At 69.7% G+C, this 22,988-nt stretch carries 22 protein-coding genes; 12 read left to right on the forward strand and 10 right to left on the reverse strand.

Annotation, left to right across the window (positions count from 1 at the left end; all coding sequences use genetic code 11):
- Nucleotides 1-363 precede the first annotated feature (363 nt).
- The 9 genes from rpmH (at nt 364) to A5771_RS04570 (ending at nt 6,803) form a co-directional block, all read left to right on the forward strand.
- Nucleotides 364-507 (forward strand): 50S ribosomal protein L34, encoded by a 144-nt coding sequence (rpmH, locus tag A5771_RS21735; RefSeq protein ID WP_005142265.1) that lies wholly within the window; start codon nt 364-366, stop codon nt 505-507.
- Between the two features lie 17 nt (nt 508-524).
- Nucleotides 525-908: a ribonuclease P protein component gene (gene rnpA, locus A5771_RS04540; RefSeq protein WP_064854013.1), complete on the forward strand. Its 384-nt coding sequence runs from the start codon at nt 525-527 to the stop codon at nt 906-908.
- Complete coding sequence (yidD, locus tag A5771_RS21740) at nt 905-1,222, forward strand: membrane protein insertion efficiency factor YidD (RefSeq protein ID WP_082947053.1); 318 nt, start codon at nt 905-907, stop codon at nt 1,220-1,222. Before rnpA ends, yidD begins: the two co-directional genes overlap by 4 nt.
- Before the next feature lie 43 nt (nt 1,223-1,265).
- On the forward strand, nt 1,266-2,312 hold the full coding sequence (gene yidC, locus A5771_RS04545; RefSeq protein WP_064854048.1) for a membrane protein insertase YidC: 1,047 nt from the start codon (nt 1,266-1,268) through the stop codon (nt 2,310-2,312).
- Nucleotides 2,313-2,385: 73 nt separating this feature from the next.
- Nucleotides 2,386-2,928, forward strand: a complete 543-nt coding sequence (locus A5771_RS04550) for a protein jag (protein WP_064854049.1) — start codon at nt 2,386-2,388, stop codon at nt 2,926-2,928.
- Between the two features lie 65 nt (nt 2,929-2,993).
- The gene (rsmG, locus tag A5771_RS04555; RefSeq protein WP_064854014.1) at nt 2,994-3,722 is read left to right on the forward strand and encodes a 16S rRNA (guanine(527)-N(7))-methyltransferase RsmG; all 729 of its coding nucleotides are present in this window, start codon (nt 2,994-2,996) and stop codon (nt 3,720-3,722) included.
- Nucleotides 3,719-4,717, forward strand: a complete 999-nt coding sequence (locus tag A5771_RS04560; protein WP_082947055.1) for a ParA family protein — start codon at nt 3,719-3,721, stop codon at nt 4,715-4,717. Before rsmG ends, A5771_RS04560 begins: the two co-directional genes overlap by 4 nt.
- Nucleotides 4,718-4,748: 31 nt before the next feature.
- On the forward strand, nt 4,749-5,765 hold the full coding sequence (locus A5771_RS04565; protein ID WP_064854016.1) for a ParB/RepB/Spo0J family partition protein: 1,017 nt from the start codon (nt 4,749-4,751) through the stop codon (nt 5,763-5,765).
- 225 nt (nt 5,766-5,990) lie between these two features.
- A complete protein-coding gene (locus A5771_RS04570; protein WP_064854017.1) occupies nt 5,991-6,803 on the forward strand; it encodes a hypothetical protein in 813 nt (270 codons plus the stop codon).
- Here A5771_RS04570 and A5771_RS04575 read toward each other — a convergent pair.
- From A5771_RS04575 to A5771_RS04610, 8 genes are all read right to left on the reverse strand, one after another.
- Entirely contained in the window at nt 6,790-8,010 is a 1,221-nt protein-coding gene (locus A5771_RS04575) for an N-acetylmuramoyl-L-alanine amidase (protein WP_064854018.1), read from the reverse strand. The genes A5771_RS04570 and A5771_RS04575 overlap by 14 nt on opposite strands.
- Before the next feature lie 169 nt (nt 8,011-8,179).
- Nucleotides 8,180-8,515 (reverse strand): thioredoxin, encoded by a 336-nt coding sequence (gene trxA, locus A5771_RS04580; RefSeq protein WP_064854019.1) that lies wholly within the window; start codon nt 8,513-8,515, stop codon nt 8,180-8,182.
- Nucleotides 8,512-9,504, reverse strand: coding sequence for a thioredoxin-disulfide reductase (gene trxB / locus A5771_RS04585; protein WP_234782944.1), 993 nt, complete (start codon nt 9,502-9,504; stop codon nt 8,512-8,514). The genes trxA and trxB overlap by 4 nt, the downstream gene beginning before the upstream one ends.
- A gap of 82 nt (nt 9,505-9,586) precedes the next feature.
- Complete coding sequence (locus tag A5771_RS04590; RefSeq protein WP_082947056.1) at nt 9,587-10,093, reverse strand: hypothetical protein; 507 nt, start codon at nt 10,091-10,093, stop codon at nt 9,587-9,589.
- A 30-nt stretch (nt 10,094-10,123) separates the two neighbouring features.
- Nucleotides 10,124-10,744, reverse strand: coding sequence for an RNA polymerase sigma factor SigM (sigM, locus tag A5771_RS04595; protein WP_064854022.1), 621 nt, complete (start codon nt 10,742-10,744; stop codon nt 10,124-10,126).
- A gap of 54 nt (nt 10,745-10,798) precedes the next feature.
- Entirely contained in the window at nt 10,799-14,221 is a 3,423-nt protein-coding gene (gene murJ / locus A5771_RS04600; RefSeq protein ID WP_064854050.1) for a murein biosynthesis integral membrane protein MurJ, read from the reverse strand.
- On the reverse strand, nt 14,218-16,554 hold the full coding sequence (locus tag A5771_RS04605) for a hypothetical protein (protein WP_234782948.1): 2,337 nt from the start codon (nt 16,552-16,554) through the stop codon (nt 14,218-14,220). Before A5771_RS04605 ends, murJ begins: the two co-directional genes overlap by 4 nt.
- An 86-nt stretch (nt 16,555-16,640) precedes the next feature.
- On the reverse strand, nt 16,641-17,405 hold the full coding sequence (locus A5771_RS04610; protein ID WP_064854023.1) for an NUDIX hydrolase: 765 nt from the start codon (nt 17,403-17,405) through the stop codon (nt 16,641-16,643).
- Nucleotides 17,406-17,545: 140 nt separating this feature from the next.
- On the opposite strand from A5771_RS04610, the gene A5771_RS04615 reads away from it, so the two are divergent.
- The 3 genes from A5771_RS04615 to A5771_RS04625 all read left to right on the forward strand — a co-directional run bounded on the left by A5771_RS04615 (nt 17,546) and on the right by A5771_RS04625 (nt 20,746).
- A complete protein-coding gene (locus A5771_RS04615; RefSeq protein WP_064854024.1) occupies nt 17,546-18,994 on the forward strand; it encodes a CCA tRNA nucleotidyltransferase in 1,449 nt (482 codons plus the stop codon).
- 25 nt (nt 18,995-19,019) lie between these two features.
- On the forward strand, nt 19,020-19,559 hold the full coding sequence (locus A5771_RS04620; RefSeq protein ID WP_064854025.1) for a hypothetical protein: 540 nt from the start codon (nt 19,020-19,022) through the stop codon (nt 19,557-19,559).
- Between the two features lie 341 nt (nt 19,560-19,900).
- On the forward strand, nt 19,901-20,746 hold the full coding sequence (locus tag A5771_RS04625) for a PE-PPE domain-containing protein (protein ID WP_234782950.1): 846 nt from the start codon (nt 19,901-19,903) through the stop codon (nt 20,744-20,746).
- A gap of 54 nt (nt 20,747-20,800) precedes the next feature.
- Here the strand turns inward: A5771_RS04625 and A5771_RS04630 are convergent, their stop codons facing one another.
- Nucleotides 20,801-21,574, reverse strand: coding sequence for a TIGR03084 family metal-binding protein (locus A5771_RS04630; RefSeq protein ID WP_064854027.1), 774 nt, complete (start codon nt 21,572-21,574; stop codon nt 20,801-20,803).
- On the reverse strand, nt 21,561-22,868 hold the full coding sequence (locus A5771_RS04635; protein WP_109401024.1) for an MFS transporter: 1,308 nt from the start codon (nt 22,866-22,868) through the stop codon (nt 21,561-21,563). The genes A5771_RS04630 and A5771_RS04635 overlap by 14 nt, the downstream gene beginning before the upstream one ends.
- Nucleotides 22,869-22,988: the final 120 nt, after the last annotated feature.

Raw genomic sequence — 22,988 nt, forward strand, 5'->3', positions numbered from 1 at the left:
AGGTTTCCGCGCGGGCGACTACTCCTTTCCGGGAGACGAATCCGGCAAAAACGAGCACCGCCGGAACGTCCGTGGCGGGTGTGACCAGTGTGAATGGTGGGCCGCCTCTGAGGGGGCCTGCCGCGCTGGGTGAGGGGTGGGGGAGCCGGGGTTTGACCCGGCGAACCTGCATCAGTACCCTCGAACAGTCGCCCGAACGTCGGCGATACGGCAGCGACCGGCTCTTGGCCGGAGACCGCGCCGGTTACCAGCAAGACGCAGAAGTTCACCGAGCTTACCGAGTGCGTCGCGTGCGGCAGGCACAACGGGCTTCCGGTGTGTCTTCCGCGGACGTGGCGCAAAACGCAACAAGGAGAGTGTGCCGTGGCCAAGGGCAAGCGGACCTTCCAGCCCAACAACCGTCGTCGGGCCCGGGTGCATGGGTTTCGGCTGCGGATGCGTACGCGCGCTGGCCGCGCCATCGTCACGGGCCGGCGTCGTAAGGGCCGGCGCTCGCTGACTGCTTGAGCACAGGCAGCACCGCGGTGCTCCCGGCTCAGTTCCGGATGAAGCGGTCGGCGGATTTCGGTGCGACGGTCAAACAGGGCCGAAGGGCGGTACAGCCCGACGTCATCGTGTACAGCCGTGTGATCGGTGACCGGCGAACCGACACCCCTGCTGTTTCCGCGGCGGCGCCGCCGCAAGTCGGGCTGATCATCGCCAAGTCAGTAGGCTCAGCGGTCGAACGGCACCGGGTGGCTCGTCGGCTGCGTCACGTGGCCCGCGAGGTGCTCGGAGACCTGCGTGCCGGCCAGCAAGTGGTGATCCGGGCGCTGCCCGGCAGTAACCGCGCGAAGTCGGAGACGCTGCGCGCCCAGTTGCGGGCCGGACTGCGCGCGGTCCAGAGACCCGGAGGTGCGGCGCGGTGACCAACGGTGTCGCGGCGGCTCCGGTTCGCGGGCTGATCTTCGTCATCCAGCTCTACCGGCACATGATCTCGCCGCTGCGCCTGCCCAGTTGCCGCTTCATGCCGACCTGCAGCCAGTACGCGGTGGATGCCTTAAGTGAATATGGACTGATCCGGGGCGGCTGGCTGGCAGCGGTGCGCCTGGCAAAGTGTGGGCCGTGGCATCAGGGCGGCTGGGACCCGATACCCGAGCGGTCCCGGGGTGGCGCTGGATGCGACTGTCCGTCCGGGAACGCCTCGGACAATCAAGCGGAGGGTGAACGACGTGTCCTTTGATCCGGGCAGCCTGGACTACGTGTACTACCCGGTGTCGGGCATTATGTGGTTGTGGTACAAGGCATTTGGCCTTCTACTTGGCCCGGCGAGCTTCTTCACGTGGGCGTTGTCGGTGACGTTCCTGGTTTTCACGCTGCGGGCCCTGCTCTATAAGCCGTTCGTCAAGCAGATCCGGACCACCCGGCAGATGCAGGAGCTGCAGCCCCAGATCAAGGCGCTGCAGAAGAAGTACGGCAAGGACCGTCAGCGGATGGCCCTGGAGATGCAGAAGTTGCAGCGCGAGCACGGCTTCAACCCGATCCTGGGCTGCCTGCCGATGCTGGCGCAGATCCCGGTGTTCCTGGGCCTGTTCCATGTGCTGCGTTCGTTCAACCGCACCAGCACCGGGATCGGTCAGCTGGGGCTGTCGCCGGACCTGAACCGGCAACTGGGCAACTACTTCTTCAGCGCTGCTGATGTGGGCAACTTCCTCGACGCCAACCTGTTCGGTGCGCCGCTGGGCGCGACGATGATCCAGCGGACCGGACTGGACGCCTTCGCCGAGTTCAATCGGTTCTCGGTGATCGCGGTCGGCGTGCCGATCATGATCGCGGCCGGTATCGCGACCTACTTCAACAGCCGGGCGTCAGTGGCACGCCAGAGCCCGGAGGCGGCGGCCAACCCGCAGACCGCGATGATGAACAAGCTGGCGCTGTATGTGTTCCCGCTCGGCGTGGTTGTCGGCGGACCGTTCCTGCCCCTGGCGATCATCTTCTACTGGTTCTCTAACAACATCTGGACCTTCGCCCAGCAGCACTACGTGTTCGGCTTGATCGCCAAGGAGGAGGAGGCGAAGAAGGAGGAGGCGCTGCGCCGGCGATCGGCCAACGCACCGGCGCCCGGCGCCAAGCCCAAGCGAGCCAGCCGCCCGGCGACCGCGGACGCCGTCATCTCCGAGACCGACGAAACCGAGGCGCCGGTGACCGACGCGCCTGCGCCCGCAGCGGATCAGCCGCCGAAGGCCGAGCCAGCCAAGCGGAACGCGGGCCGGCCCGCGGCCCGCGGTGGCCGTTCCGGCGCCGGCGCGAAGCCGAAGAAACGCAAGCGGTGACCCACCGCCACCAAGCCAACCGGCGCGTCAGCTGCCGGGCACAGAGGGAGACGACATGACCGACATGACTGACATGAACGACGCAGAGACCGGCGAGCGGGAAGCCGCGGAGCAGCCGGAGGCCCAGGGCGGCACGGCGCCGGTGGCCGACCTCGAAGAGCGACTGGTCGCCGAGGGGGAGATCGCCGGCGATTATCTGGAGGAATTGCTCGACCTGTTGGATTTCGACGGTGACATCGACCTGGACGTCGAGGGCCGCCGCGCGGTCGTCAGCATCGACGGCGGCAACGACCTCACCAAGCTGGTCGGCCGCAAGGGCGAGGTGCTCGACGCCCTGCAGGAGCTGACCCGGTTGGCGGTGCACCAGAAGACCGGTGAGCGCAGCCGCCTGATGCTGGACATCGCCGGCTGGCGGCGCCGGCGCCGGGACGATCTGACCGCGCTGGCCGACGAGGTGGCCCGCCGGGTGCTGGAGAGCGGCGCCGACGAGGAACTGGCCCCGATGAGCCCCTTCGAACGTAAGATCGTCCACGATGCGGTGGCCGCCGTGGCCGGCGTGCACAGCGAGAGCCAGGGCGTCGAGCCGTCGCGCCGCGTCGTGGTTCGGCGGGACTAACGGGATCACCGCGCGGAATTACATCAAGGTAATTCTTCCCCGCGGCCCGTTCGAGAGCCGGAGGAATGTTTCACGTGAAACATGTCGAGGGAGCGCCGGCGCCCGCGCCACCGCAGGCCGCAGCCGACGTCTTCGGTGACCGGCTCGCGACCGCTCGCCGCTACGCGGAACTCTTGGCGGGGCCCGGCGTGGAGCGCGGCCTGCTGGGGCCCCGGGAAGTCGACCGGATCTGGGAGCGGCATCTGCTCAACTGCGCGGCGGTCGGGGAACTGCTGAACCCGGCCGAGCGGGTTGCCGATATCGGCAGCGGCGCCGGGCTACCCGGGATACCGCTCGCCCTCGCCCGGCCGGATCTGCGCCTGGTGCTCGTCGAGCCGCTGCTTCGCCGCAGCGAGTTCCTTCACGAGGTAGTCGGAGAGTTGGGCCTCGAGGCCGTGACGGTGATTCGCGGCCGCGCCGAAGATCCCTCGGTGCGCGTCGAGGTCGGGGAGCGCGATGTCGTCGTCTCCCGGGCGGTCGCCAGCCTCGACAAGATCAGCCGATGGAGCCTGCCGCTGCTGCGCACGGGCGGCCGGATGGTGGCCATGAAGGGTGAGCGGGCACAGGCTGAGGTGGACGAGCACCGGCGTGTGATGACCGGACTAGGCGCGACTGAGGTAAGGGTGGTGAGATGTGGCGTGAACTATTTAACCCCGCCCGCGACCGTGGTGCTGGCACTGCGGGGAGAGCCCAAGACGGCGCGCCCGCGTCGCGCGGCAGGCCCGGCACGGCGAACCACCAGGAGGCCAACATGAGCAGACCAGCCGGCGCGGCCGCCTCCCCACCGCCGTCGGCGAAGCATGCCGACCGGTCCCGCGGCGCTGTTTCACGTGAAACATCGACCGGCTCGGTTTCACGTGAAACATCCTCGGAGTTCGACACCCCGATCGGTGCAGCGGCCGAACGCGCCATGCAGGTATTGCACACCCACAACCGCCTGCCGCGTCCGAAGCGGCGCCGGGTGTTCACCGTCGCCAACCAGAAGGGTGGCGTCGGCAAGACCACCACCGCGGTCAACCTCGCGGCCGCCCTCGCGGTCCAGGGCATCAAGACCTTGGTGATCGACCTCGACCCCCAAGGCAACGCCAGCACCGCGCTGGGCATCGCCGATCGCCAATCCGGCACCCCGTCGTCGTACGAAGTGTTGATCGGGGAGATGCCGGTGCACGCCGCGCTCCAGCAGAGCCCGCACAATGAGCGCCTGTTCTGCATCCCGGCCACCATCGACCTGGCCGGCGCCGAGATCGAATTGGTGAGCATGGTGGCACGGGAGAACCGGCTGCGCAATGCGCTGGCCGAACTCGACGACTCCGACTTCGACTACGTCTTCATCGACTGCCCGCCGTCGCTCGGCCTGCTCACCGTGAACGCGTTGGTCGCGGCGCCGGAGGTGATGATCCCGATCCAGTGCGAGTACTACGCGCTCGAGGGCGTGTCCCAGCTGATGCGCAACATCGAGATGGTGAAGGCGCACCTCAACCCGCGCCTGGAGGTAACGACGGTGCTATTGACGATGTACGACGGGCGCACCAAGCTCGCCGACCAAGTCGCCGACGAAGTCCGGCGGTACTTCGGCGACCGCGTGCTGCGGACGGTGATCCCGCGCAGCGTCAAGGTGTCGGAAGCCCCGGGCTACAGCATGACGATCATCGACTACGACCCGGGTTCGCGCGGCGCGATGAGCTACTTGGACGCCAGCCGCGAACTCGTCGAACGGGACGCGGCCAGCGCGCAGGAGGGGCGGCGTTGATGACCGCCGTGAGTGAGAAGGAACGATGCACATGACCGGACCGTCGCGTAAGAAGGGCGGCTTGGGCCGCGGCCTGGCATCGCTCATCCCGACCGGGCCCGGCGAGGGCTCGGGTTCCACCACTGAGCGTGGAGCCGGCATCGGGCCGCGGATGGGCGATGCCGCGGCAGACGTGGTGCTCGGCGGAAGCCGGGGCGGTGTCCCGCCGGTGGATTCGGCCGCCGATGTGGGCGCGGTGTACCGGGAGATCAGTCCGGCCGCCATCGAGCCGAACCCGCGCCAGCCCCGCCAGGTCTTCGACGATGAGGCGCTGGCCGAGCTGGTGCACTCGATCCGCGAGTTCGGGCTGATGCAGCCGATCGTGGTGCGGGAGCTAGCCGGGGCCGCACCCGGGGCGCCGCGCTACCAGCTGGTGATGGGGGAGCGGCGCTGGCGGGCTTCCCAACAGGCCGGCCTGGAGACGATCCCGGCGATCGTGCGGGAGACCGAGGACGACAATCTGCTGCGCGATGCGCTGCTGGAAAACATTCACCGGGTCCAGCTGAACCCGTTGGAAGAGGCGGCGGCCTACCAACAGCTGCTCGACGAGTTCGGGGTCACCCACGACGAGTTGGCTACCCGGCTCGGTCGGTCCCGGCCGCTGGTGACCAACATGATCCGGTTGCTGCGGCTGCCGATCGCGGTCCAACGCCGAGTGGCTGCCGGCGTCTTGTCCGCTGGCCACGCGCGCGCGTTGCTGTCCCTGGAGGGCGGCTCCGAGGCGCAGGAGGAGCTGGCGGCGCGCATCGTCGCGGAGGGGCTGTCGGTGCGGGCGACCGAGGAGGCGGTCACGCTGGCCAACCGCGAGGGCACCTCGACGCCCGTGGCGCCGCGGCGCAAGCCGATCCAGATGCCCGGTCTCCAGGACGTCGCGGAGCGGCTGTCGGCGGCCTTCGACACCCGCGTGACGGTCAGTCTCGGCAAGCGAAAGGGCAAGATTGTGGTCGAATTCGGGTCCGTCGACGACCTGCAGCGCATCATCGCGCTGATGGACTCCACGACCACCTGATACCGGCGTTCAGCCACGACCTATGACAAGCGGCAATTACGTCACTGTGACGCTAGAACGCGACGGCGGCCGGGATCGGTGCGAAACATGCTGACCGGCAACGCTTTTCGCATTTCCGGGGACCGAGGAGGCTGGTCGGCGCCGATGGTGGCATCCGGCGGCTCGACCCTCCTATTCTTAAAGGGCTGTCGCCGGTGGCAGCACGGGTTGAGACCGGGAGTTGGCGTGTCTGTCCGAATCGCACCGCTGAAGCTCGAGGGGTTCGAGCAGCTTCCCAAGCACGCGCGCCGGTGCGTCTTCTGGGAGGTCGATCCGGCGACCCTCGGCCGCGACGATCACCTCTCGGATCCGGAGTTCGAGAAAGAAGCCTGGCTGTCGATGGTGATGCTGGAGTGGGGATGCTGCGGCCAGGTCGCCACACCATCATCGCCCGGCGTGGGGGATCCGCCCTGTGTCGGCTACGTGCTGTACGCCCCGCCCCGAGCGGTGCCGCGGGCGCACCGGTTCCCGACGGCACCGGTGTCGGCTGACGCGGTGCTGCTGACCTCCATGGGTGTCGAACCGGCGCCGCTGGCCGACGGCCTGCCCCGAGAACTGATCGCCAGTGCGGTCGACGAGTTGGTCCGCCGCGGCGTCCGTGCCCTGGAGGCATTCGGGCGGACCCCGGCGGTCGGGGAGCTGCTGGATCCGGTCAACGTGCAGCCCGATGTCGCACCGGTGCTCGACGCCCTCGGTGACTGCTCGGTGGAGCACTGCATCATCGGGGCGGACTTCTTGACCGACGCCGGGTTCACCGTGGTGGCACCGCACCGGTACTTTCCCCGGCTGCGACTGGAACTCGACAAGGGGCTGGGCTGGAAGGCGGAGGTGGAGGCGGCGCTGGAGCGGCTGCTGGAAACCTCGCAGCTGGAGCAGCCGGTGGGGGCGGGTTCCCCGGCGGCGTCGAGCTCGGCGTCTGCGATTGAGGTTCAGCCGCCGGGTTTGATGCGGTGGCCCAGCTTCGGCTCTCCTTCGTCGAGCCTCGCTAGCCGCCGCTGAGTCGGCCGGTCCGCTCAACCGACAGCTCGTGGGCCAGCAATTCCGCGAACGTGAATGTGCCGGTAGGCCGGTCGTTCTTGCCGAGCAGGTACAGCCGCTTGACCGCGGCCAGCATCCCCTCGGCGATGGCGTCGCGTGTGGCCGGAGAGACCAGCATGCCGCGGTCGCGCGGGCTGGTGATGTAGCCGACGTCGACCTCGACGGTGGGCATCCGGGTCAGGCGCAGCAGGTCCCACGTCCGGCCGTGGGCGCGGCAGTCCTGTAAACCACTGCGCGCCACGATTTCTCGTTGAATGAAGTCGGCGAGGTTGCGGCCGATGGTGGACACCGACCCGTGTGAGTTCCCGAAGTGAAATGACGCCACCCCGTTGGCCGCCGGACTGGTGTGGGTTGCGCAGCGCAGGCTGATCATCAAGTCGGCGCCGACGGCGTTCGCGGTGGCCGCGCGTTCGGCGTCCGACGGGCTGCGACCGTTCGGCCGGGACAGGAAGGTTTCCATCCCGATGGCCGTCATCCGGCCTTCGAGACGACTTGCCAAGTCCCACAAGATGTCTGCCTCGCTGATCGGGCCCGACGGTGTCTGGGTGATCAGACCGTGGTCATTGCCGCCACGGCCCGGATCGATGACGATCCGCTTGCCGGACAACCGCGGTCCCGAGCGGCGTACCAACTCTTCTTCGCGGATCGCATGCGGCGAGCCGCCGGTCACCCGCGAGGCCAGGAAGTTTAACGAGCGCAACGTTTCCGGCCCGCAGATACCGTCGGCGTACAGGCCGTACTCCCGCTGATAGGACATCAGCGCATTGTGGGTCTGAATACCGAAGTAGCCGTCGACCATGCCGGTGTAGAAGCCCAGATCCTGCAGGCGGGCTTGCAAAGTGGCCACGTCGTCGCCGTACATCGGTGCGCCGAACTGGTGATTAAGGATGCGCGCACCCAACCGGTAGGACGCCTCTTTGAGCGCGCGGTAGGTGGCCTCGCCAATGATGCCGTCGACGAGCAGTCCGCGCTGTTGCTGAAAGGCGCGCACCGCCTGGTCGAGGTCGTCGTCGAACACATCCAGCGCGACGTGTTTGCCGGTGGTCAGATCGGCGTCGGGGCTGTCCACCAGACCCAGCGCGGCCAACGCCGCACGGATCTCGACAACAGCACCGTTGCGGTCGCCGCGGCGCAGCGCGTCGTCTGCGCCGCGGTGCCGACCCGACATCACTGAGCCCTCCGGTCGTTGGTGTTGGCAGCGAAAACGTCGCTGGCGGTCACCAGCTGATTACCCAGCATTGTCTCAGATGCTGCCCGAATTATTGAAAACGACAAGGCCAGAACGATGCGTGATCGAGCCGGGCCGACACGATCACCAGCGGAGGGCTGGCGGACGCCTAGCTGACGTCGGAGAGCTCCCGCAGCAGGGCGGCCTTGCCCTTGGCGCCGACGATCCGCTTGACCGGCTGACCGTCCTTGAACAGGATCAGCGTCGGGATCGAGACCACGTTGAACTCGCGGGCGGTCTCGGGGTTGGCGTCCACGTCGAGCTTGGCGACGGTGAGTTGGCCGGCCTGCTCGGCGGCGATCTCCTCGAGTACCGGGGCGACCATCTTGCAGGGACCGCACCAGGTCGCCCAGAAGTCCACCAGCACCGGCGTGCTGGTGGCCAGGACCTCGGTGGCGAAGGTGGCGTCGGAGACGGTGACGGTGTGGTGTCCGTTGTCTGTCACTGGGGTGCTCCCATCAAGGTTTCGGTGGTGGTTTCCTGCGGGTAGGCGATCTCGGCCGATTCGGCCAGCCAGCGTTCGGCGTCGATCGCGGCCGTACATCCGGTGCCGGCGGCGGTGATCGCCTGCCGGTAACTGCGGTCCACCAGGTCGCCGGCGGCGAACACCCCGGCCAGGGAGGTGCGCGAGCTGGGCTGCTGGACCAGCACGTAGCCATCGGAGTCCACCTGGACCGCTTCGCGCACCAGCTCCGAGCGGGGGTCGTGGCCGATCGCGACGAACACGCCGGTCACCGGCAGGGTGGTTTCCTCGCCGGTCACGGTGTCGCGGACCCGCAGGCCGGTGACCGTGTTCTCACCTTCCACCGCGACGGGGACGGTATTGGTCAGGAAGCGGATCTTGTCGTTTTCGCGCGCGCGGTTGAGCATGATCTTGGAGGCGCGGAACTCCTCGCGGCGGTGCACCAGGGTCACGCTGCGCGCGAATCGGGTCAAGAAGGTGGCTTCCTCCATCGCCGAGTCGCCGCCGCCGATGACGGCGATGTCCTGGTCACGGAAGAAGAATCCGTCGCAGGTGGCACACGAACTCACCCCCCGGCCGAGCAGTTCCTGCTCGCCGGGGATGTGCAGGTAGCGGGCGGCAGCGCCCATGGCCAGGATGACCGCCCGCGCCCGGTGCGTCTCGCCTTCGGCGGTGACGACGGACTTGACCGGGCCGTCCAGATCCACTGATTCGACGTCTTCCATGCGCAGGTCGGCGCCGAAGCGCAGCGCCTGCTCGCGCATCTCGTCCATCAGGTCGGGCCCCATGATGCCGTTGCGGAAACCGGGGTAGTTCTCCACCTCGGTGGTGGTCATCAGCGCCCCGCCGAACGAGGTCCCTTCGAACACCAGCGGCGTCAGTTGCGCCCGGGCGGCGTAGATCGCGGCGGTGTACCCGGCCGGGCCGGAACCGATGATGATCACATCGTGGATGGTCGGTGTGTCAGGCATCGAGGACATCGAGAGCCTTTCCGCTCGGATCGGTAACGGGGATATCAACGTCAGCGTAGGCGGCGATTGTTCCGGAGAAGCACTACGGACGCCGAACGGTCGTGTCGGCCAGCAGCCCGGTGTCGGCGGAATTGCAGGTGGGGGCCACCGCGAGTGCGACGATCGTGCCGGCCGAATCGCCGGGCAGCACCAGCACGACCCCGGGATGACCGTTGACCGTGATCCCGCGGGCACCCAGGACCCGGGTGGAGGCGGGATAGCCCAGCCCGGCCAAGCAGCCGGTCCGGCGCCCGGGGTCGGCCAGCGCACCGTATTCGGGGCTTCGGTCCAACAGCTCGAGGACCTCCGATTCGGTCAGCGGCAGCGCCGGCGTCGGCTCGGAGGCCACCGTGATGGCGTCGAAGGACCGCGGGCCGCTGGGGGTGTCGCCGGGGGAGCGAATCAGCGCTGCTGTGCCCAACCCGATCGCCAGCAGCGCGGCCGCGCTGCCGGCCACGAGGGCGATCCGGTTGAGTCGGGGCAGGGGCCGGCTGGAATGGGCCGGGCGCCCAGCGTCGTCCCGACCTTCTTCCCGATCACCCGCATCCATCGCAGTGCGCTGCTTCCGCTCACATCCTCGCTATGCGCAGTCGTCGACCCGACTTCGCATGGCACCGTCGGGTGCCAAGGTTATCCGTCGCCCAGCCGGCGCGACGCTGCCGGCGGCACCGGTGTGGTCTCGGCCCAGCAGTACCGCGAGCCGGGCCCGGCCGCGGGCGCAGCGGCTTTTGACCGTGCCCTGCGGCACCCCGAGAGCGTCGGCGGCATCGGCGACCGAGTAGCCGTGCATGTCGACGGCCGCCACTGCGGCACGCTGTTCGGGCGGCAACCGGCGCAGCGCGGCATGCACTTCCAGCGCGGTCTCCACCTCGGCGGTGCGGTCACCGACGGCGCAGTCCTCGCCGAGCGGTTCGGTGGGTTGAATTCTGCTGCGGCGCAACCGATCCAGGCAGGCATTGACCACGATGCGGTGCAGCCAGCTGCCGACGGCGGCGTTGTAGCGAAACGCCCCGGCGCCCCGGTGTGCCGAGAGCATCGCCTCCTGCAGGGCATCTTCGGCGTCTTCCGGGCAACCGGTGGTGAGCCGGGCCAGCCGGCGTAGCCGGCGCTGGTGGCGGCCGTAGAGTTCCCCGAAGGCGAAGCGATCACCGGCGACGTGCGCGGCCAGCAATTCGGCGTCGCTGCGGTCCGGGTGCCCCATGGGCGGACATTAACCAGCCGGGGGCCGCACGGCACTTCAGTTGTGCACAGGAGGTTAGGACGCCGCCTGCACGGTGATCTCGGAGATCTGGGTGCGGCTCTCGCCGCCGGTGCTGCCCATCGTGGTGATCCACACCAGCAGGTTGGATGTCGGCGACGACGAGTCGGCGGAGATCTTGTTGGCGCCGGGCTGCAGCGCCTTGGCCGGTGCCAGCAGCGTGGTGTCCTCGAGCCGGGTGGGCTTCGCTGTCGAGGCCGAACGCAGCTCCACCCGGGTGCCGGTGCTGGAGACGTTGATCCCGACGCTGCCGATCACCGTCGGCTTGGGCAGCTGTAGCACCAACCCGACACCACTCTTGAAGTTGGGGAACGGCACCGCATCCGAATAGGTGTCCGTCGACCAGAAGGTGGCCGGGTTCCCGTCGATGGCCAGCCCGGCGTCCTGGGGCCGGTCAGCCTCGCCGCCGGGGGAGAAGACCGTCGCCTGCACCGGTTTCACGGTGCTGCCGGGCGTGGCGGAGCCGGACTGGGAGGACGACGCCGATGGGCTGCTCAAGCCCAGCTCCGTCTTGTCCAGCCCGTTGACGTCGCCGAAGATCCGGTTGAGCACCGAGGCCAGCACCAGCAGGGCGACCAGGATGACGGCGCCGCCGATCCCGGCACCGATCAGCACCCGGCGGCGCCGCTCCGCGCGCATCTCGTCATCCACCGGCGCCGGTTCGCGACGCGGCACGGGCCGCTCGTCGTCGACCGCACCCAGCAGCTCGGTCTGTTCGTGCAGCACGGTGGCCTGCTGCAGCAGGTTGGACAAGGTCGAGGCGCCGCGGATCCCGCCGCCCGACTGAATGGCGTGGCCGGCGGCCGCGGATATCTGGAACGGGATCTCCGGGTTGACCGCGTCCGGGTTGACCGGATTACCGGCGGCGTCCCGGTCGGCCGGGGCGAGCCCGCCGTCGGCACCGGCATCCAGCGGCCACCGGTTGACCAGCAGCGCGTACAAGGTGGCGCCGATGCCCCGGATGTCGTCCTCGGGCTGGGCGTCGGGCAGCGTCGCGGGGAAGGCCAAGGTGACGTCGCCGTCGATGCTGACCCGGACCCGGGCGGGGTGGTCGATCGACAAGGCGACGCCGGTTCGGTGGGCGGCCTCGGCGGCGGCGGTCAGGGCCCGCATCGCGCGGGCTGCGCCGATCGGCGACGGTGCCGTGCCGGCTACCTCTTGTAGAGAGGCGCCGCGGACCCATTCGGAGACCACGAGCCCGCCGGCGCCGATCCGCACCACGTCGAGCACCCGGGCGATCCCGGGGAGGTCGATCTGGCTGAGCCGCTGGGTGCGCGACAGGATGCCGGTGAGCTGCTCTTCGGGAATGGTCTGGTCCGGGTCGACGAACGTCAGCGCCACCTGCCGGTCCAGCGCGGTGTCCAGGGCCTGCCAGAACTGCAGCACCGGGGTGCCGCCGTGGCGCACCAGCAGCCGGTAGCGTCCGCCGGCGATACTCAGGCCGGGTGTCAGCTGGTCCCCGGCCTGGGCATCGGCGGTGGGCTCGGGGGAGGCCGAGCCGCCGGCGGGGCGCTGGGATGGTGGCGGAGCAACTGATCGCGACGCCGCGCGAGCCCCGGGACTCTCCGAAGGTTTGTTGGTCACCCCCATACCTTTCGGTGTCCAGCCACCGGCGATGTGCTCCGGTGGCATGTGCCGGGCGGAGGCGTTCGTCACGTCCCCGCCCAGGGTGGGCAAACGGTTGTGCTCAGCGTACGGGACGGGGGGAGCGGGGGACGGCGGGTTTGCCGGGCTGATATGTGCGCGCTGCGCACCGAGCCTGCGGCGCACCGCGACCAGTGCCGCGGTGGCTTCGGGGACTTGGGCGCCCACCATGACCGCCGCGATGATCGGCAGCATCACCATGGCGAGCACGAACAGCCGCAGCATCGACCCGGCCGCGCCGTGATCGGTCAACTCGCGTAGGCCGAGCACTCGGTCGAGGATCTCGGCGACCAGACCGGCCAGCAACGACGCCGTCACGGTGACCAGGATGGTGCGCAGTACCTCCGGGCCGAGGAGTCCCCCGCGAGCGGGAGGTACCCCCAGACCGCTGACCGGGCGCAGCGCGCGCCGCAACAGGATGTGGCCGATGGCTGCGCCGGCCAGGAAGCCCAGGCCGTTGGCAAACCCGAGGTAGGCGGCCACCAGATCGGGGTTGTCGGTCAGGTGCGGCGCGGCCAGAGACGCGATGATCTTCACCCCGGTGATCACCACGATCATCGCGATCGGGATCCAGGGCTGCTCCCGGGCGTAGAAGACCCGCAGCTGCAGCAGCACCATGGCGTAGGGAATCAACGTGAACGCCGACATGGCGACGGTGATGCCGAGATACCCGGCGTCGACGTCGCCGAAGTTGCCGTAGGCGAACAGGGCGCTGCCGATCGCCGGGCCGCCGACGGTCATCAGCGCCACCACCGGGATCAGCGTGATCATCATCAGCCGGGTGGCCAGCGACAGGTCGGCGAGCACCGCGGGGTCGTCGCCGGCGGCGGCGTTACGGCTCAGCCGCGGCATCACCACCGTCAGCACCGTCACCCCGATGATCCCGAACGGCAGCTGCAACAACAGCCAGGCGTAGTAGTAGATCGCCGGGCCGGATGCGGCGGAGGTGGCCGCGATCTGGTTGGTCACCACCAGGCCGATCTGGCTGATCAGGACGTAGAGCACCATCGCGGCGGCCATCGCTCCGAAGCGCTTTAGCCGGTCGTCGATACCCCACAGTGGGCGCAGGCTGATCCGCTCCCGCCGGATCGCCACCAGCAGCACCGCGGTCTGGGCGACCACCCCCGCGGTGGTGCCGAGGCCCAGCACCAGCAGCTTGGCGTTGCCCATCCGCACCGGGTCGACCGACAGTTCGCCGGGCACCAACAGATAGACCACCAGCGTGGCGATCGCGACGACGTTGTTGACCACCGGCGCCCAGGCCGGCGCCCCGAAGATGTTGCGGGTGTTCAGGATTGCCATGAACACCGACGACAGCCCGTAGCAGATCACCTGCGGCAGCAACAGATAGGCGAACGCTATGGTCAGCGGCTCATTGACTTGCGGGTCGTCGCCCAGCATCAGTTTGACCAGCAGCGGTGCCGCCGCCACCGAGATCACCGTGGTGGCCAGCAGCAGCGCGGTGGCCAGCGTGACCAGGCGCCGCACGAAGGCGGTGCCCCCGTCGGGGTCGTCGCGTTCGGCGCGGGCCAGCACCGGCACGAAGATCGCGGTGAATGTCGCCTCGAGCACCAGCGCGGCGATCTGGTTGGGCAGCTGGTTGGCCACCGAGAAAGCGCTGGACAGCGCAGCCCCCAGGATCGCGGCCAGCAGCACGATGCGGACGAAACCGGTGAGTCGGCTGACCAAAGTGGCCAGCGCCATGCCCCACGATCGCGATACCACCGCGGCGTCGGTCAGCTCCGGGCGCGCGGGCTGCGGCGCCGGTGCGTTCACCGGCCCGCACCCCGATCGGGCCCGCCGGCGGTCGCCGTGGGCGGCGCCGGGCGCTCTCGGACGGGTGGTGGCGGCCGGTCCAAGTCGGCGCGGTCGGGCTGGCCGCGGAAACGGTGCCACAGCCGCCGCCCGGTCAGCACCGTCAGCGCCGCCGCCGCCGTCATGGTGATCATGAACAGCACCAGGCCGTAGGCGTTCGAATGCACTGCCAACCGGGCAGACTCGCCCAGCGGCAGCCCATCGGGAGTCTGTAGGGCGACGTCGACGACGAAGTGCTGGTTGACCCGCACCTCCACCGGCACCCGCAGCGGCAGGTAACCCGGCGGCAGCTCCAGATCCCCCATATCGTCCACCGTCATCCCGGGGGGTGCGTCGACGTGCAGGCGGACCCGGATCGGAACCGCCAGATCGTTGCGCAGGGCCAGCGGCAGCGGGCTGTGCTCGGTGGCCAGCGTGTAGGAGCCGGCCGGGTTGACGATGGTGACCGCGGCGATCAAATCCCCGACGGTGTCGCCGACGATCGCCAGCCGCTGCCCTGCCACGCCGCCCCGCACGGCGAACGGCTCGGACTGGCTCAGTGCGCGGAGCATGTCCTCGGCGAGCGGGGCGGTGTAGGCCTCGCCGGTCAGGCCGGTGCGGACGTCGGTGGTCAGCGCCGAGGTCAGTCCCCACAGCCGGCCGATGTCGGCGGTGATCGCGGCGATGATGTCCGGTGCGAACGCGCCCGCTGACTGCTCGGCCGGCAGCGGATGCGCCGGTGCGGCGGTGACGCTCTGGACGTCGGCGATCGCCGCGCCCAGCGGCCGGGGTTCGGCCAGCCCGGAGCGCAGCGCGGTGGCCAACGTGGTCAGCACGGCCTGGGCGTCGTCGGCGCGCGGCTTCCAGTACGCCGGCGGCACCAGGATCTCGGTGCGCGGGGCGCCGGGACTGTCCGGGGCCTCCAGCCCCCGCCACAGCATCGATCCGAGGGCGTCCTGCCGGCGGGCCAGGGCGGAGTCGTGGTGCAACCGGATCGCCAAGGAGCCGTCGAGGTAGGTCGGGGCCACCGGATCGGTGCCCATCGCCGCCAGTGCCGCGCCGACGGCGGGATCGTAGGGGGCCACCACCAGTTGCGGGGACAGCCGCCGCGGGGTGAGGTCGGCGGTGGCCGACGCACCGGTGACCGAGTCCTGAGCCGAACAGTCGCCGGCGGTGATCACCACCGCTACGCCCTCCGAGCCCTGTGCGCTGATCAGGTTGGCGGCGCCGGCCGTGAGTTTCCCGTCGCCGAGCACCACGGCGCCGCGGGTTGACGACACCTGCAGGATGCGGTCGACGATGTCGGCGGGGCGGCTCATCGCGATCGCGTTGAGCTTCGGGTCCCCGACGCGGGCCAGTGCGTCAAGGTCGGCCTGCGCGTAGGGGGTTGCGGTGACACAGGTATGGCGTGCCAGCCGGCGCAGCCGCTCCAGCCAGGTGGTGGCCGCCGCGCGACCGGCGCCCGGATGAGAGGAGGCACCCTCGGGGGAGTCGGCGACGACGTAGCCGCCGGTCATCGCGTTGACCGTGACCAACAAGTCGGGGTCGACCGCCAGGCACAGCGCCCGGTTGACCACCCCGTCGCCGTCGACGGTCGGGCTGGTGGCGAACTCGGCGGCCGACAGCAGGGCGTCGAGCCGGCCTCCCGGGGCCAACGAACTGGCCAGGTCATCGTCGGTGAGCCGCACCGGCAGGGTGCCGCCGGGCGCTCCCGGAGTCAGCCGGGGACGGTCGGCCAGCGGCCACAGCATGGTGAGCTGCACCGGTTGGGAGGTGTCGGGCGCGACGGCGCCGGCCAGCGGATCGGGGTCGGCCTCGGTCTTCGGCAGGCCGGCCACCGGCAGCAGGAAGCGGGCGTCGTCGAGGCGGGCCGGTTCGCCGTAGTCCGGGGTGCCGTTGACATTGACCAGCAACGGATACACCCCGGGACGGTCGACGTTCAGCGCCGGTTGGCTGGTCGCGCGCAGCGGGGCCGACAGCGTGAAGCGGGCGTCCTGCCCGCGCTGCAGTTCGGTGGCCACCGTGCTGAACGCGCCCACCGGCCGGTACTGGTCGTTGGCACCGCTGAGGTTGGTGCGCAGGCCGGCCGATGACGCGACGGCACCGGCCTGTTCGAGGCGCACCATCACATCGCGCACCGGCCGGTCGCCGACGTTGCTCACGGTGCCGGCGACGGTGACGACCGGCACGCTGGAGGTGGTGACGACCTCCGGGGTGACCCGGTCGATGCGGACCAGGACGAACTGCGCCGCGCCGGGCTCGCCGGCCGTGGCGAGCGGGGCGGCGGCAGCGCCCAGGGCCATGCCGAGCGCCATCAGGACGGCGGCCACCACCGCCAGAGGGGCCGTGCGGGGCCGTGACAAGGCGGGCAAAGGGCCCCCACCGCTTCGTCGGGTGCGGGTCACGGGTCCAGCCCGCGACCGTTCTGCCGGTGCGGTTCTTCCTCGTCGGGGCGAGAGCGACGGGTACGCGAATGGGTCTGCGGGCGCCGCCAGGGCGCGCTTACCGGCAGCGGCGGCAGCGCGGCTGGGCCGTCGGCCTGCAACCGGTCGATCAATTCGTCGGCGACCACGGCCAGGCGGCGCTCGTCGGCGTAGGCCAACCGGGACGGCAGCTCCCGAATCGGCACCCAAGCCACCTCGGCGACCTCCACGTCGTCATCGCACAGTTCTCCGCTGGAGAACCGCAACAGGTAGTGATGCACGGTCTTGTGCACCCGGCGGCCGTCGGTGACGAACCAGTAGTCGATGCTGCCCAGGGCGGCCAGCACGTCGCCCTGGACGCCGGTTTCCTCGGCGACCTCGCGGATCGCCGTCTGCTCGGCGGTCTCACCGACCTCGATGTGCCCCTTGGGCAGCGACCACAGCATCCTGCCCCGGCGGTCGATGCGCCCGATCAGTGCGGCGACCTGATCCTCCCGCGGCCCGTCGATGCCGTCGACGACCAGACCGCCGGCCGACGTCTCGTGCACGGTGCGGAGCCGCTCCGGTCCGTGCCGGGCGCTGCGGGGACGGCGTTGCGCCGAGCGGGCGGGGGTCGCCGCTGTACCGGCGGTGTTGTCGGGGGCCGCGGCTTCGGTGTGGCTGGTTTTCGGACCTGACGTGCGTCGACCGCGGCGCCGCCTGCGGCGCCGTCCCGAATTGGCTTCTCCGCCGTCGGCCGACACCCATGTGATAGTAGCTGGCACCGGCGGGTCGACCCGCCTCCCTCGCCGGGCCGGGCCTGGTCGCATACCGCTGCGCCGATGGCGGTGGCCCGCTTCGCCCGGCTTCGCCGCGCTGGCGACCACCGCTAGGCTCATCGAACGTGCCCGAAGCCCACCAGGACCTGCTGACATCGGCCGCCGTCGTGCTGAACCGGCATGCCGAGCTGCTGCGTGATCTCGGCGCCATGTTCGACGCGGCCGGCCATCAGCTGTATCTGGTCGGCGGGTCAGTCCGCGACGCCTTGCTGGGCCGGCCCGGCCCGGACCTGGACTTCACCACCGACGCCCACCCCGAGCAGGTGCAGCGCATTCTGCGGGGCCGGGCCGAGGCGATGTGGGACACCGGGATCGAGTTCGGCACCGTCGGCGCCGCCCTGGGCGGCCAACGGCTGGAGATCACCACCTTCCGCGCCGACCAGTACGACCGGGTGTCGCGCAATCCCGAAGTGCGCTTCGGTGATTCGCTCGACGAGGACCTGGTGCGCCGCGATTTCACCGCCAACGCGATGGCGGTCCGCATCACCCCCGCTGGGCCGGGGGAGTTTCTGGACCCGCTGGGCGGCCTGGCGGCGTTGCAAGCCGGGGTGCTGGACACCCCGACCGCGCCGCAGGACTCGTTCGGTGACGATCCGTTGCGGATGCTGCGCGCCGCCCGGTTCGTCTCCCAACTCGGGTTCACCGTGGCGCCGCGGGTACGCGCCGCGATCGAGGAGATGGCCCAGGAGCTGTCCCGCATCACCGCCGAGCGGGTTGCCGCCGAACTGGACAAGCTGCTGCTGGGCGCCGACCCGGTCGCCGGTATCGACCTGATGGTGGCCACCGGGATGGGCGAGGTGGTGCTGCCCGAGGTCGGTGCCATGCAGATGGCGATCGACGAGCACCACCAGCACAAGGATGTCTACCAGCATTCCCTGACGGTGCTGCGCCAGGCGATCGACCTCGAGGATCCTGGGCCCGAAGGTGGTCCCGATTTGGTTCTGCGCTGGGCGGCGCTGCTGCACGACATCGGCAAGCCGGTCACCCGGCGCCACGAGGCCGACGGCAGAGTGAGTTTCCACCACCATGAGGTGGTCGGCGCGAAAATGGTCCGCAAGCGGATGCGCGCGCTGCGCTACTCCAAGCAGATGGTCGACGACGTCTCGCAGCTGGTCTATCTGCATCTCCGTTTCCACGGGTACGGCGACGGCAAGTGGACCGATTCGGCGGTACGGCGCTACGTCACCGATGCCGGACCGCTGCTGGACCGGCTGCACAAGCTGGTCCGCGCGGATTGCACGACCCGCAACAAGCGGCGCGCGGCGCGCCTGCAGGCGAGCTACGACCAGCTGGAAGAGCGTATCGCCGTGCTGGCCGAGCAGGAGGATCTGCAGCGGGTGCGGCCGGACCTGGACGGCAACGAGATCATGACGCTGCTGGGAATCCCGGCCGGCCCGCAGGTGGGCCGCGCCTGGCGCTATCTCAAGGAGCTGCGCCTGGAGCGGGGACCGTTGACGCGCGAGGAGGCCACCGCCGAGCTGTTGGCGTGGTGGCAGACCCAGGGGAACCAATAGCGGCGCCGCCTCGTCTGATACGGGTATGGACTACTGCCTGGGCGATGGGGACGGCGCCGCCACGATGTGGAGCGGCCCACCGGATCTCGACCTCGACGGCGACGGGATCGCCGATGCGATCGGCCTCGATTTCGACGGCGACGGTCTGCGCGACGACGCGTTGGTCGACCTCGACGGCGACGGGGTGGCCGACCACTTGATGCTGGACCTCGACGACGACGGGACGCCCGAGGCCTCCTTCGCCGACGACGGCTCTGGCACCTGGGGGCACGGTGCCGCGGCGGCCTCAGCAGATCGATCCGGTGGGCTGCGCTGGATGGGCCTCGACGGGGTCGAGCACACTGGTGGGCCGCTGGTGGACTTCGACGGCGATGGACGCATCAACGACCTGTTGCTCGACGCCGACGGGGACGGGCGCGCCGATCGGGTACTGATCGGCACGGCACTGGAAGGGGCCGGCGGCTACGGCGCGGCTTACGTCGACACCGACGGCGACGGACGGTGGAATCTCAAGCTCACCGATACCGACGGCGACGGTGCCGCCGATGGAGCCGCACTCTTGTGAACCGGGAGCCGCCGCTTCGCCGCAGCGGTTGATAGCAGCGCTTCAGGGATGGATACTGGGTCGCGCGGCCGGCTTTACGTAGCCGACGCGAAACAACTCCACAACGCCGGTTCTCCGCCGGCGGCTGGCAGCTTCGACCCGACGCCGTGCGGGGCGCAGGAGCGCGCATACGAGACTTATCCCCATTTTTGTGGGAGTTCGATCAAGCCCAGCGGCGCAGGGGCGCTTAAGTGGACTCGGGGCCACGAAACAGTTAAGTTAATGACGCGTCGGCACTTCCCGTTCGGTTTTGGGAATGGCTGGAATCAACGCCGCAATGTCGGGGAGGGCCAGTGAACAAGATGACCGTAGGGGCGCTGTTGGCTGCGCCGGTGATCGTGGCGGGAGTGACGGCTTCTCCGGTATCGGCCGCCAGCGCTGTGCACTTCGACCTCGACCTGCTCAGCGAAGCCCTGGTGATGATCCCGGCGATGAACCAGAACTGGCTCGACCTGAGCAAGAGTCTGTATCTGGAACCGAACGGATTCCCCACCGACGGCACCGCGACGTTCCTGCAGGTGCCCGAGACTTCTGATCTGAACGCGAGCATCAGCGGTGCCACCAAGATCTTGGTCGACGCGGTCATGCAGAAGTGGAACGACGGCGACCCGAGCTTCAGCGCCGAGGACCCGCTGTACATCTTCGGCTACTCGCAGGCCAATGTCGCGGCCGGGCTGGCGCAGGAACAACTCGCCGCGAATGGGATCCCCCTGGACACATTGCATTTCGTCATGGTGGGGGACAGCGCGGCGCAGGGCGGATTCCTGAGCGGGTTCCTGCCCACGCTGCTGTCCTGGTTCCCGGAATCATGGCACGACGACGTCGTCAAGATGGTTTATCAGTTCGCCGAGATGATGCATATCGACTCGGTCATCGGGCTGGTGACGCCGGACGATCTGTACACGACCGATGTCTACACCTTGTCCAGCGATGGGTTCGCCAACTGGGACAACGGCAACCAGATGGCCGGCATGTTCAGCGACCACCTGGCGTACCTGGGCTTGTCGCCGGAGGAGATCGCCTCCGCGACCGACGAGACAATCGGCAGCACGACGTACCACATGATCGACACGGCCAACGTGAACATGTTTCAGGCGCTGATGAACTCCTTCGACATGATCCTGGGCGGGATCATCGCCTGGTTCTGACCCGGCGCCCCCGGCCCTGTTAGTACGGTCCCGGCTCTCTTCGCGCTGGCGCGCTCATCGACCGGCGCCGGGAGGTCCCGCGAAAGCTTGAGCGATCTCCAGCCAGCGCTGCGCGTCGGCCCCGTGCGCCGCGACGTCCAGATCAGCCAGCGCACGACGCTGCGTGACCAGGAAGCAGAAATGCTCGGCCGACCCGGTCACCCGCTGCTCGGCATTGACCGGTCCCCACGCCCAGACCCCGCCGCCGGGTGCGTGTAGTTCCACGTGAAACGGCTCTGCCGGCGGCGCCAGGTTGTTGACGGCGAACGCATAGTCGCGGGTTCGCACCCCAAGGTGCGCGATCGACCGCAACCGCGCGGTGGGGGTCCGGCGGATCCCCAGTGCATCAGCAACATCCAGGCCGTGCGCCCACGTCTCCATCAGCCGGGCGGTGGCCATCGACGCCGCGCTCATCGGGGGACCGAACCACGGCAGCTTGCGACCGTCGGGTACGTCGCGCAGCGCCGCGTGCAGCCGTGCCCGGGTCGAGCGCCACTCCGCCAGCAGCTCAGCGGGCGGCAGCGTCGCCAGCTCGGCGGCACCGGCGTCGACGAACCCGGTCGGATCGCCCATGGCCGCCGCGAGCTCATCGGCGAAGCCGGCCTCATCGGTGATGGCGATCAGCGAGAGCCGATCGGTCCACAGCAGATGCGCGATCTGATGGGCGATGGTCCAGCCGGCCGCCGGCGTGGGAGCACCCCACTGACCGTCGGTGAGCGGGGCCACCAGGGCGTCCAGGTCGTCGCTCTCGGCGCTCAGGTCGACGACGATCGGTTCAGTTTCGGCCATGCCCGTACTGTATGCCGCCCACCGGATCCCGCTGCCGCCCGATCAGGCTGTGCCCGGCCAGACCGGCCAGATACAGCAGCGTCCCGGCCACGATCAGCACCGGCGCCTGCCCGTCGGGCGGAATCACCGCCGCGGCGCCGGCCACCGCCAGAATGAACGACGCCCAGAACAGCGAGTCCTGCACCGCGAACACATGCCCACGCAGGGCGTCGTCGACGTCAATCTGCATGGCGGTGTCGGCGCACAGCTTGACCACCTGCCCGGTCATCCCGAGCAGGAAACCGCACAACACCAACACCGGCAGGTACAGGCCGAGCCCGGCCAGCTGTATCACCGCCGACGCCGCCAGCGCCCCGTTGGCGGTGCCATACCGGCCCCAGCGGTGCACCGCCGGCGGGGTGACCAGCGTCGCCAGAAACGATCCGGCGCCGGCCGAGGCCACGAACAACGCCGTGGTCCCCAGACCGGAAACCGTGTGTTCGCCGACGTGGCGCACCAGCACCAGCACCAGCAGCGTGTTGACCCCGAACGCCATCCGGTGCGCGGCCAGCCCGGACAGGGTCGCCGCGACGGTGGGCCGGGCCCGCACCGTCCGGATACCGTGCAGCCAGCCCGTCGTCACCGCATAGAGCACCGAGCCGTGGACGGCGCGCTTGGTGTCGTCGGGCCCGAGCACGTGGGCGCCGAAGCGCAGGGCGAGCACCAGCGCGATCGTGACCGGGACCGCCACCGCGGCGATGATGGACGCCGCACCGCGATCGTCGGCGCCCACCAGCCAGCGTGGCACCAGCATGAAGTTGGCGCCCAGGAACGCCGCCACCGCACCGGTGGCGATCGCGAGCGCGTTCATCGTGACGACCTGCTCGCGCGGCACCACATGCGGCAGTGCTGCCGATAACCCCGAGGCGATGAACCGGGTGAAGCCATTGGCGATCAGCGCCGCGCACAGCACCGGCAGGTCACCGGCGCCGGCCGCCAGCAGCGCGGCGGTCCCCAGCACCAGCAACAGCCGGGCCAGGTTGGCCACCACCAGCACCAGCCGCCGATCCCAGCGGTCCAGCAGCGCGCCGGCGAACGGCCCCAGCACCGAATACGGCAGGAACAGCACGGCGAAGGCCCCGGCGATCGCCCACGGCGCGGCGGCCCGGTCCGGGTTGAACAGCAGCGCGCCGGCCAGGCCGGCCTGAAACAAGCCGTCGCCGAATTGGCTTGCGGCCCGAAGTGCCAGCAGCCGCCAGAATTCCGGCAGGCTGCGCGCCGACCGCCATAGCGATGCGGGTGCGCGGGTGTCCACCACAAGACCTACCTCCGGACGTGGGCGGCTGACACTGCGGCGCCGGCCCCAAACCAGAGTACAAATCTTCGAGGTCGCTTGGCGTTCGGCACAGCTCGGCTACGAACACCGGACTCGGGT

Source organism: Mycolicibacter sinensis (genome assembly GCF_001667375.1).
Lineage (GTDB): Bacteria > Actinomycetota > Actinomycetes > Mycobacteriales > Mycobacteriaceae > Mycobacterium > Mycobacterium sinense_A.